The 3,779-nt window shown below is 71.4% G+C and carries 4 protein-coding genes; 3 read left to right on the top strand and 1 reads right to left on the bottom strand.

Annotated features, from left to right (window positions below; translation table 11 throughout):
* On the top strand, positions 1–1,380 hold a 1,380-nt coding region (locus CM1CMNOD_RS08765), incomplete at its 5' end, for an acyltransferase domain-containing protein (RefSeq protein ID WP_131773936.1).
* A 371-nt stretch (positions 1,381–1,751) separates the two neighbouring features.
* On the opposite strand, the gene CM1CMNOD_RS08760 is transcribed toward CM1CMNOD_RS08765, so the two are convergent.
* Positions 1,752–2,576, bottom strand: a complete 825-nt coding sequence (locus CM1CMNOD_RS08760) for a thioesterase II family protein (protein WP_013873315.1) — start codon at positions 2,574–2,576, stop codon at positions 1,752–1,754.
* Positions 2,577–3,073: 497 nt separating this feature from the next.
* Between CM1CMNOD_RS08760 and CM1CMNOD_RS08755 the strand changes: the two genes are divergently transcribed.
* Together CM1CMNOD_RS08755 and CM1CMNOD_RS08750 are read left to right on the top strand one after the other, a co-directional pair.
* Entirely contained in the window at positions 3,074–3,280 is a 207-nt protein-coding gene (locus tag CM1CMNOD_RS08755) for a ferredoxin (protein ID WP_013873313.1), read from the top strand.
* Positions 3,281–3,372: 92 nt separating this feature from the next.
* Positions 3,373–3,774 (top strand): acyltransferase family protein, encoded by a 402-nt coding sequence (locus CM1CMNOD_RS08750; RefSeq protein ID WP_043603349.1) that lies wholly within the window; start codon positions 3,373–3,375, stop codon positions 3,772–3,774.
* Positions 3,775–3,779: the final 5 nt, after the last annotated feature.

Genomic DNA, 3,779 nt, shown 5'->3' with positions numbered 1-3,779 from the left:
GTCCTGGCCCCGCCCCGCCCCGAGAGCACGGCGATCCTGAACCGGACGGCCCTCGCGCAGGCCGCGCTGTTCGTCCACGAGGTCGCGCTGTACCAGCTGGTCACGTCGTTCGGGCTGACGCCCGACTACCTGATCGGCCACTCCGTCGGCGAGCTGGTCGCGGCCCACCTGGCCGGGGTGCTGAGCCTGGCCGACGCCGCCGCTCTCGTCGTCCTGCGCGGACGGCTGATGCAGAGCGTTCCCGAGGGCGGCGCGATGGTGTCGCTGCACGCCACCGAGGACGAGGTCGCCGCGGAACTGGCGGAGCTGGCGGAACTGGCCGGCCGGGTGTCGGTCGCCGCGGTCAACGGCCCGACGTCGACCGTCATCTCCGGCGACGAGGAGGTGGTGGCGGACCTGGCCAAACGGTTCCGCGCCCGCGGGGTGAAGGCCCGCCGGCTGCGGGTCAGCCACGCCTTCCACTCACCTCATCTGGACAGCGTCCTCGACGAGTTCCGGCGGCAGGCCGGCCGGCTGACGTTCACCCCGCCGGCCATCCCCGTCGTGTCCAACGTGACCGGCGCGCTGGCCACCGGCGACGATCTCCTCTCCGCCGGCTACTGGACGCGGCACCTGCGGGGAACCGTCCGGTTCCAGGACGGTATCCGCACCCTGGAGGACCTGGGCGTCACCCGGTTCGTCGAGCTGGGCCCGGACGGCACCCTCAGCGCCCTGGCAACCGCCTCGCTGCGCGACCCGGCCGCCGGAATCCAGGTACCGCTGCTACGCGACCGGTGGCCGGAACCACGCGCGCTGCTCACCGCCCTCGGCCGGCTGCACGCCGACGGCGCCGCCGTGGACTGGGCGCCGGCCATCCCCGCCGACGCCCGCCGGGTCCGGCTGCCCACCTACGCCTTCCAGCACACCCGCTACTGGGTCACCACCCGCCCGCTCCGGCCGGCGGAACCCGTCGACGACCCGGGCACCGACAACACCACGGCCGATCACGCGGCAGCCGGTCACGGCGCGGTCGACGGCCATGCCGCCGACGGCGCCGCGCCGCCGGCGGCATGGACCGGCCAGTGGTGGCAGGAGCTGGCCGCGGCGTCCGAGGTCGAGCGGGAACACCTGCTGGTGGAACTGCTGCGCGGGCACATCGCCGACATACTCGGGCATGCCTCGGCGGACCTGGTCGACCCCGAGGCCAGTCTCATCGACGCCGGGCTGTCCTCGTTCACGTCCCTGGAGCTGACCAGCCGGCTGCACGCGCAGACCGGGGTGCGCCTGCCACCGACCGCCGTGTTCGACCATCCCACGGCCGCGGGGCTGGCCCGCCTCCTGCACGCCGAGCTGACAGCGGACCGCGCCGGGGAGCGCCAGCCCGCGGTGCCCACCGCCTGACAGTGACGCCGCCAGCGGCCCTGTCAGCAGCGCTGACAGTGGCAGTGGCGCTGGCGGCTTCCGCCGACGGCAACGGGCCGTCCCCTCCACCCGGAGCGGACGGCCCGTTGCGTATCGCGGTGCGTACCACGGCTACTGTCTTTTATTCGAGACAGTTTTTCTTTTCAGGATTTTTCATTTCTTTTCGTGACCGTTTTCAGGCAGGCCCGCACTCCCTGCGCGCAATGACCGGCGGAAGTCCGCAGCCGCACGAAACGGCCCGGCATTCCGACCGTCCAGGAGAATCCCGTAGGCGGCCCTGTGACGTGACCTCGGTCGTGTGGCAGCCGGGTGGCGGCCGGGTGTGGGCTCAGCCGCGCTCGACCGTGTTGTTACGGGCGGGGCCGGTGCCGGTCAGGCCGCCATTGCCCGACGGCCGCCGGCCGCTGGCCCGCGGCCGGCCCGTCCCGCAGCGCGGCGACGATCGTCGCGGTCACCGCCTGCTGCTGGTCGACAAGGTAGAAGTGCCCCCCGGGGAACACCCGCACGTCGAAGTCCCCGCCGGTGTGCTCGCGCCACCGCTCGGCGTCGACCGCCGTGGCGTGTGGGTCCGTGTCACCGACGAGCACGGTCACCGGGGTGCGCACCGTCGCGTCGGGCGGGCCCACATAGGTCTCGATCGCCCGGTAGTCGGCCCGGGTGGGCGGCAGCACCAGCGCCAGCATCTCCGGGTCGTCGAGGACACGCGGGTCGGTGCCGCCGAGCGCGCGGATCTCGCGGAGGAACCCGGCGTCGTCGAGCAGGTGGACGCGGTCCCCGCGACGTACCGACGGCGCGCGCCGGCCGGAGGCGAACAGCACCCGCGGACCCGGCCGGCCCGCGGCCTCCAGCCGCCGGATCACCTCGAACCCGACGATCGCACCCATGCTGTGGCCGAAGAACGCCACCTGCTGGCCGGTGAACGCGTCCAGCACCTCGGCGAGGGCGTCCGCGAGGGCCGCGATGGTCGTCAGCGGCGGTTCCGACCGGCGGTCCTGACGCCCCGGGTACTGCACCGCTCGCACCCGCGTGGTCGCCGACAGCGCCCTGGCCATCGGGAGGTAGAAGCTCGCCGCGCCGCCCGCGTGCGGAAAGCAGACCAGCAACGGCCCGTCCGGCGGCCCCGGGTGAAACTGCCGGAGCCACCTCTCCGTGTTCCCAGTCGTGTTCCCAGCCATCGGACCACCACCGACCTCTCCCCGATCACACGGATTTATCCGGGCGCAAGCTCCCCGGCCGACGCCGGGCCGGTCGGCGGGCACCGGCCGGAACAACCCGGACGCATCCGCTTCGCCGGCCGCCGGCATATCGGCCCCGCTGATTCTGGAACGGCCGGCTGACGCGCTCCTTGCCCCGCGCTGAAGCCCGGCCGCACCCGTGTCCACGCGCCAATATGGCGCTAAAGCGCCTGTTAAGAGAAAGACGGATCCGGCATGGGCGCCATTGCATACCACACCATCACACCTTTTACTGTCTGCTGGGTACGGCCGATTACCGGGCCCGCCCGTCCATCTTTCCCCAGAATCCACGATCTTCTCGTCGGGGAGGCCACGTTGCCGACCGATATGGCCGAAGCGCTCCTGTCGCCGGAGCGCCGAAGCTGTCCGTACCGCCTGCCGGTCTCCGCCAGCCCCAGCGAGATGACGGCCCGGGCAGGCCGGGAACCGAGGACCGGATGAGCCGGACCGTTCGGATCAGCACCCATCGGGACCGGTGCATCGGCGCCGGGCTCTGCGTGCTCACCGCCCCGGAGGTGTTTGAACACGACGACGAAGAGGGCCTGGTTTCGTTACTCGATCCCGAGCCGGGCGTGGAACTGAGCGCGAAGGTGTGGGAAGCCCAGCAACTGTGCCCCGCCCGCGCGATCGAGCTCGCCGACTGAAAGACCCGCCGGCCGAAAACTTTCGATCACTCAGAAGACTGTCTGTCAGCCCAACAGATCGCGCGCCGGTCCACGGCAGGAACGAGCTATCCATGGCGTTCGCTACGGAGACCACCAATACCGACACCAGTGCGAAGAGCACCGCCGGTACGCGGCTGCCCTCGCTTACCGGCTTCCGGTTCATCGCGGCATTCGCCGTCTTCATCACCCACGCCTATGTCACGGTGGCGGCGGGCGGGCCCGGCTCGAACCGGAACTGGACCATGACGTTCGGGTTCGCCGGCGTTGGTTTCTTCTTCGTGCTCAGCGGGTTCGTGCTCACCGTGTCCGCCCGCGCACAGGACACCAACCTGCGCTTCTGGCGCCGCCGGCTGGTCAAAGTCGTTCCCAATCACCTGGTCACCTGGGTGCTCGCGCTACTGATCACCCTGTGGGCCGGCGCGTCGATCACCACCGGCCAGGTGGTGCCCAGTCTGTTCCTGCTCAACGCCTAGTAGAC

The sequence above is a fragment of the Protofrankia symbiont of Coriaria myrtifolia genome (assembly GCF_900634755.1).
GTDB classification, from domain to species: Bacteria; Actinomycetota; Actinomycetes; order Frankiales; family Frankiaceae; genus Protofrankia; species Protofrankia coriariae.
This window is presented reverse-complemented; position numbering and strand designations above follow the sequence as displayed.